This is a genomic window from Streptomyces sp. SP17BM10, assembly GCF_036322405.1.
GTDB lineage: Bacteria > Actinomycetota > Actinomycetes > Streptomycetales > Streptomycetaceae > Kitasatospora.
On the sequence record NZ_JAQYXB010000669.1, the window covers coordinates 358,759 to 365,324 of the forward strand.

Consider the following 6,566-nt stretch of genomic DNA (forward strand, 5'->3'; position numbering starts at 1 on the left):
CGAACTCCCCACCCTTCGTCGCGACTGTGTTCGGTGGACCGGCTAGCGTGTCGGATACGAGCCGACGGGCAACACTCAGGTTGTCGCGCCGGTACCGAACAGGACGCTCGCCCCCGGCGCGGGGGCGGGAGAGGGAGATGAACGGTGTTTGCGCAGGTCAAGACCCCTACGGGACGGGTGAGGTAGCGCCGGTGCACATCGTCATCATGGGCTGCGGCCGCGTGGGCTCGGCCCTCGCCAGAGCCCTGGAGAAACAGGGCCACTCCGTCGCGGTGGTCGATCAGGACCCGACGGCGTTCCGCCGCCTGGGCGCCGGGTTCAACGGCCGCCGGGTGACCGGGGTCGGCTTCGACCAGGACACCCTGCGCGAGGCGGGCATCGAGGAGGCCGGCGCCTTCGCCGCCGTCTCCAGCGGTGACAACTCCAACATCATCGCGGCGCGGGTCGCCCGGGAGACCTTCGGCGTGGAGAACGTCGCCGCCCGGATCTACGACCCCCGGCGCGCCGAGGTCTACCAGCGCCTGGGCATCCCGACCGTGGCGACGGTCCGCTGGACCGCCGACCAGATGCTGCGCCGGCTGCTGCCGAGCGGCGCCGAGCCGCTGTGGCAGGACCCGAGCGGCAGCGTGCAGCTGGCCGAGGTCGCGTACGACCCGCGCTGGGTCGGCCGCCGCCTGGCCGAGCTGGAGGAGTCCTCCGGCTCGCGGGTGGCGTTCGTCACCCGACTCGGCGAGGGCCTGCTGCCCACGCCGCAGACGCTGCTGCAGGAGGGCGACCTGGTGCACGTGATGCTGCGCCGGGCCGACCTGACGGCCGTCGAGGCCGCGTTCGCGCAGGGACCGAAGGAGGAGGGTCACTGATGCGGGTCGCCATTGCCGGGGCCGGTGCCGTGGGCCGCTCGATCGCGGGCGAGCTCCTGGAGAACGGGCACGAGGTCCTGCTCATAGACAAGAACCCGAACTCCATCTCGGTGGAGCGGGTGCCGCTGGCGGAGTGGCTGCTGGCCGACGCCTGCGAGATCACCTCGCTGGACGAGGCGGCCCTGCAGCGCTGCCACGTCGTGATCGCCGCGACCGGCGACGACAAGGTCAACCTGGTCGTCTCGCTGCTCGCCAAGACCGAGTACGCGGTGCCGCGGGTGGTCGCCCGGGTGAACAACCCGAAGAACGAGTGGCTCTTCAACGAGTCCTGGGGCGTGGACGTCGCCGTCTCCACCCCGCGCCTGATGTCCGCGCTGGTCGAGGAGGCGGTCAGCGTCGGCGACCTGGTCCGCCTGATGCGCTTCAGCCAGGGCAACGCCAACCTGGTCGAACTGACGCTGGCGGCCGACACCGAGCTGGTCGGGACCCGGGTGGGCGATGTCGCCTGGCCGCAGGACACCGCGCTCGTGACGATCATCCGCGAGGGCCGGGTTCTCGTGCCGGGCAAGGACGACACCCTGGAGGGCGGCGACGAGCTGCTCTTCGTCGCGGCGCAGGAGCGCGAGGAGGAGCTGGAGGACCTCCTCTCGGCCACCTCCGGCGCCCAGTAACACGCCACGTACGCGAGAGGGCCCGCACCCCTTCCCGGGTGCGGGCCCTCCGTGCGTCGGTCGCCGGCCCTACTTCGCCGGCTCCTCCTCGTCGTCGTCCAGCGGCGCCTTGATCGGCGGCGGCGCCTTCAACAGGATCTGCCAGGTCACGTACATCGCCAGCAGCAGCGGCGGGATGCCGAGCGCGACCTTCAGCCAGCCGAGCAGGTTGACGTTGTGGGTGAAGTACAGCGGGAAGAGGATCAGCGGCTTGATGCCCATGATCACGACCCAGGCCCAGGTCGCCTTGGTGTAGGCGCGCAGCCGGCCCGGGTTCTCCTTGCGCCAGGTGAACATCTCGCCGGTGATCGGGCCGAGCATCAGGCCGATCAGCGGCCAGCGCACCAGCGCGGAGACCGCGAGCCCGATGCAGTAGCCGACGTTCCACAGCAGGCCGGGCAGGTAGAAGTCCTCGGCCCGGCCGCTCTTCATCGAGATCCAGGCGCCGATGGCGACGCCGAACACCCCGCTGAAGGCGTGCTGGACGGTCTCCCGCTTGGCCAGCCGGACCACCACGAACAGGGCGCTCAGCGCGAGCGCGGCCCACGCGGCGGCGCTGACCTGGTGGGTGATGTTGTAGGTGACGATGAAGACCAGGCCGGGCAGCGTCATGTCGACCATGCCGCGCACGCCGCCGAAGGCCTGCAGGACGGTGTCCGCGGCCTCCTTCGACGCGGCGGCCTTGCGGGCGGCCTCGTCCAGCCCGGGGTCACCGCCGTTCGGCGCGTGCTGGGGGGCGGCCAGGTCGAGCCGGGCGGCGTCGTTACCGGGGTGGTTGCTCACGCTCATTCGCTCCCGTGTCCGACCGGACGCAGTTCGTAGCGGGGGTTGAACAGCACGCGGCGCCCGCGTGCGTGGCTGATCCGGCCGCTGGCGACGAGCCGGCGGCCCGGTTCTATGCCCGCGATCGAGCGGCGGCCGAGCCAGACCATGTCCAGCGCCTCGGTGCCGTCGAAGAGCTCGGCCTCCAGGGCCGGCACCCCGGCCCGCGGGCGGAGCGTCACCGTGCGCAGCGTGCCCGCCACGGTGACCAGGTCGCGGTCGGCGCAGCCGGCGATCGGCGTGCAGCCCGACTCGGCCGCGCTCTCCTGGCGCAGCTCCTCGGCGCGCAGCTCCTCGGCCGACGAGGTCAGCCGGCTGAGCATGCGGCGGAAGCGGCCCTGCGGCTGGTCGCTGCTGTTGTCACCACTCATGCGGGAAGGGTACCGGTTTCCGGGCCCCCGGCGGCAGGCCGGACGATCGCCGCACGGCCCCCGGGGCGAGCGCCCCGGGGCCCGGGGACCGGGCGGGCCGTCAGCTCTCGAAGCGGTAGCCCATGCCCGGTTCGGTGATGAAGTGGCGCGGGTGCGAGGGGTCGCGCTCCAGCTTGCGGCGCAGCTGGGCGAGGTAGACGCGCAGGTAGTTGGTCTCGGTGCGGTAGGCCGGGCCCCAGACCTCCTGGAGCAGCTGGGTCTGGCTGACCAGGCGGCCGGCGTTGCGCACCAGCACCTCCAGCAGGTGCCACTCGGTCGGGGTGAGCCGGACGTCGGTGCCGTCGCGGTTCACCTTCTTGGCGGCGAGGTCGACGGTGAAGCTCTCGGTGACGACGAGCGAGTCGTCCTCGCCGGCCACCGGCTCGGCCCGGCGCACGGCGGCGCGCATCCGGGCGAGCAGCTCGTCCATGCCGAACGGCTTGGTGACGTAGTCGTCGGCGCCGGCGTCCAGCGCCTCGACCTTCTCGTCGGAGGCGTGCCGGGCCGACAGCACGATGATCGGCACCCGGGTCCAGCCGCGCAGTCCGCGGATCACCTCGACGCCGTCCATGTCGGGCAGGCCGAGGTCGAGGACGACGACGTCGGGGTGGCGGGCGGCGGCCAGTTCCAGGGCGCTGGCGCCGTCATGGGCCGCGTCGACCTCGTACTTGCGGGCCTTGAGGTTGATCACCAGCGCGCGGACGATCTGCGGTTCGTCGTCCACGACGAGGACCCGGGTCATATACGGGCTCCGCCTTTCGGGGCTGTGTCGGGCTTGCGGGCTGCGGGAGTTGCTGTGGTGCGCACGGCCGGGCGGGGAGCCCGGGGCCGGGTTTCAGTTGACGAGCCGCGACAGCGGGTCGTGGTCGTCGCCGGTCGGCCCGCCCGGTTCCGGGGGCCGCTCGACGGCGGGCAGGGTGACGACCATGGTGAGGCCGCCACCCGGCGTGTCCTCGGCCGTGACGGTGCCGTTCATGGCCTCCACGAACCCGCGCGCCACGGCGAGCCCCAGCCCCACCCCGGCGCCGCGCGGCGCGTCCCCGTACCGCTGGAACGGCGCGAAGATCCGCTCCTTGGCATCCTCGGGCACGCCGGGGCCGCGGTCCACTATCCGCAGCTCGACCCGGCCGGGGCCCCCCGGCGGGTGCAGCGCGTCGGCCTTGACCAGCACCTTCACGCCCTCCGGGCTGTACTTGACGGCGTTCTCGATCAGGTTGGCCAGGGAGCGTTCCAGCAGCCCGCCGTCGGCCCGGATCATCGGCAGCGTCTCCGGGACGTCCAGCCGGACGGACTCCAGCGGGACGCCGCCGAGCGCGAACGGCACGACCTCGTCCAGGTCGGTCTCCTGGATCAGCGGGGTGACGGTGCCGGTCTGCAGCCGGCTCATGTCGAGCAGGTTGTTGATCAGGTGGTCCAGCCGGTCCGCCCCGGCCTCGATCCCGGCCAGCAGCTCCGCCTCGTCCTCCGGCGCCCACTCGACGTCCGCTGAGCGCAGCGACGTGACGGAGGCCTTGATGCCGGCCAGCGGCGTGCGCAGGTCGTGCGAGACGGCGGCGAGCAGCGCGGTGCGGATCCGGTTGCCCTCCGCCTCCCGGCGGGCAGCGGCGGCCTCGCGGGCCAGCCGGCGGCGCTCCAGCACCACGGCGGCCTGCGCGGCGAACGCCCCGAGCAGCCGGCGGTCCGCCGCGGGCAGCACCCGGCCGCGCAGCACGAGCGCCAGGCTCTCACCCACGGGGACGTCCACGTCGGCCTCCTCCGGGCGTTGCGGCGGGTGCGGCCCGGCGGCGGCGACCGGCGCCCAGGCGCCGAGCGGGTCCGGGCGCTCCAGCAGCGCGGCGCTCTCCTGCCCGAACGTCTCCCGCACCTGCTCCATCAGGGCGGTCAGCACGCCGTCCCCGTTGGGCGCGCCGCGCAGGACCGTGCCGGCCAGCGCGCTGAGCGTCTGGGCCTCGGTCTGACTGCGGGCCGCCTGGAGGGTGCGGCGGGCCGCCAGGTCCACCACGGAGGCGACCGCGATGCCGACGACGGTGAATATGGCCACCGCCATGATGTTCTGCGGCTGGCTGATGGTGAACGTGTGGATCGGCGGCGTGAAGTAGTAGTTCAGCACCGACGAGCCGACCAGCGCCGACCCGATCGCCGGCAGCAGCCCGCCGACCAGCGCGGCCAGGACCGTCAGGGACAGGAACAGCAGCATGTCGGTGGACAGGCCGAGGCCGCCGATCGCGGTCAGCGCGAGCGCCAGCAGCGGCGGGCCGACCAGGCCGATCAGCCAGCCGGCCACGGTGCGGGTGCGGCCCAGGTCGGTGATCCGACGGATCGGGATCCTCCCCCGCCCGCTCCCGGCGTGCTCGTGGGTGACCATGTGGACGTCGATGTCCCCGGCCTCCCGGGTCACCGTGGTGCCCACCCCGGGTCCGTAGATGTACTGCCAGGCGGGACGGCGGCTCGTGCCCAGCACGATCTGGGTGGCGTTCACGCCCCGGGCGAAGTCCAGCAGCGCCACGGCCGGGTCGTCGCCCAGGACGGCGTGGAACGTGCCGCCCAGGCTCTCGACCAGCGAACGCTGCTCGATCAGCGCCTGCGGGGACTGATCGGTGCCCGCCAGCCCGTCCGAACGGGAGATGTGGACGGCCATCAGCTCGCCCCCCGACGTCCGGGCCGCGATCCGGGCCGCGCGACGGATCAGCGTCGCCCCCTCCGGCCCGCCGGTCAGGCCCACGACGATCCGCTCCCGGGCCTGCCAGATGCCCTCGATGCCCTGCTCGGCCCGGTACTTCTGGAGGTACTCGTCCACCCGGTCCGCGGTCCACAGCAGCGCCAGCTCGCGCAGCGCCGTCAGGTTGCCCGGACGGAAGTAGTTGCCGAGGGCGGCATCGATCTTCTCCGGCACGTACACGTTCCCGTGGGCCAGCCGGCGGCGCAGGGCCTGCGGGGACATGTCGACCAGCTCGATCTGGTCGGCCCGCCGCACCACCTCGTCCGGCACCGTCTCGCGCTGGCGCACTCCGGTGATGCCCTCGACGGTGTCGCCGAGCGACTCCAGGTGCTGGATGTTGACCGTGGAGATCACGTCGATCCCGGCCGCCAGCAGCTCCTCGACGTCCTGCCAGCGCTTGGCGTTGCGGCAGCCCGGGATGTTGGTGTGCGCCAGCTCGTCGACCAGCGCCACCTGCGGACGGCGGGCGAGGACCGCGTCCAGGTCCATCTCGGAGAACCTGGCGCCGCGGTGCACGACCTGCTGGCGCAGCACGACCTCGAGCCCGGCGACGAGGTCGGCCGTGTTCCGCCGGCCGTGGTCCTCCACGAACGCCACGACGACGTCCGTGCCGCGCTCCTTCCGCCGGTGCGCCTCCGCCAGCATGGCGTACGTCTTGCCGACCCCGGGGGCGGCCCCGAGGTAGATGCGCAGCCTGCCACGTCCCATGAGCACCATTCTTGATCCGGCTCGGTCCGGGAGCCACCCCCGGACACCTGTTCCCCTCCCCTTCGAGACTACGGCGTGGGAGACGATTTTCCGCTGATCCGTGCACTGAGCATGCCGTTTTAGCGGCATATTGACGGTGCCACAGGCCGGCACTCGGCTTGTACCCGCCAACCGGCGGGGAGGGGCGCACGTATGGTCCGGGAATGCGAGAAGCCCCTGATCCGAAGGGATCAGGGGCTTCTCGTGAATGATTGTTCGGCGGCGTCCTACTCTCCCACAGGGTCCCCCCTGCAGTACCATCGGCGCTGTGAGGCTTAGCTTCCGGGTTCGGAATGTA

The 6,566-nt window shown here is 72.6% G+C and carries 6 protein-coding genes and 1 rRNA gene; 2 read left to right on the top strand and 5 right to left on the bottom strand.

All coding sequences use genetic code 11. The features are described from left to right. Nucleotides 1-191: 191 nt before the first annotated feature. Both PUR71_RS34725 and PUR71_RS34730 read left to right on the top strand, forming a co-directional pair. Nucleotides 192-860, top strand: a complete 669-nt coding sequence (locus PUR71_RS34725) for a potassium channel family protein (RefSeq protein ID WP_329931196.1) — start codon at nucleotides 192-194, stop codon at nucleotides 858-860. Then, nucleotides 860-1,531 carry a potassium channel family protein gene (locus PUR71_RS34730; RefSeq protein ID WP_329931197.1) on the top strand — a complete coding sequence of 224 codons (672 nt, stop codon included), beginning with the start codon at nucleotides 860-862 and terminating at the stop codon, nucleotides 1,529-1,531. The genes PUR71_RS34725 and PUR71_RS34730 overlap by 1 nt, the downstream gene beginning before the upstream one ends. Nucleotides 1,532-1,600: 69 nt before the next feature. Here PUR71_RS34730 and PUR71_RS34735 read toward each other — a convergent pair whose 3' ends face one another. The 5 genes from PUR71_RS34735 to rrf all read right to left on the bottom strand — a co-directional run. Continuing rightward, nucleotides 1,601-2,353 (bottom strand): DUF3159 domain-containing protein, encoded by a 753-nt coding sequence (locus PUR71_RS34735; protein WP_329931198.1) that lies wholly within the window; start codon nucleotides 2,351-2,353, stop codon nucleotides 1,601-1,603. A gap of 2 nt (nucleotides 2,354-2,355) precedes the next feature. After that, a complete protein-coding gene (locus PUR71_RS34740; RefSeq protein WP_329931199.1) occupies nucleotides 2,356-2,763 on the bottom strand; it encodes an OB-fold nucleic acid binding domain-containing protein in 408 nt (135 codons plus the stop codon). 100 nt (nucleotides 2,764-2,863) lie between these two features. Beyond that, nucleotides 2,864-3,544 (bottom strand): response regulator, encoded by a 681-nt coding sequence (locus tag PUR71_RS34745; protein WP_033351413.1) that lies wholly within the window; start codon nucleotides 3,542-3,544, stop codon nucleotides 2,864-2,866. Nucleotides 3,545-3,637: 93 nt separating this feature from the next. After that, nucleotides 3,638-6,229: a sensor histidine kinase KdpD gene (locus PUR71_RS34750; RefSeq protein ID WP_329931200.1), complete on the bottom strand. Its 2,592-nt coding sequence runs from the start codon at nucleotides 6,227-6,229 to the stop codon at nucleotides 3,638-3,640. Between the two features lie 253 nt (nucleotides 6,230-6,482). After that, a 5S ribosomal RNA gene (gene rrf, locus PUR71_RS34755) occupies nucleotides 6,483-6,566 on the bottom strand; the annotation flags it as partial.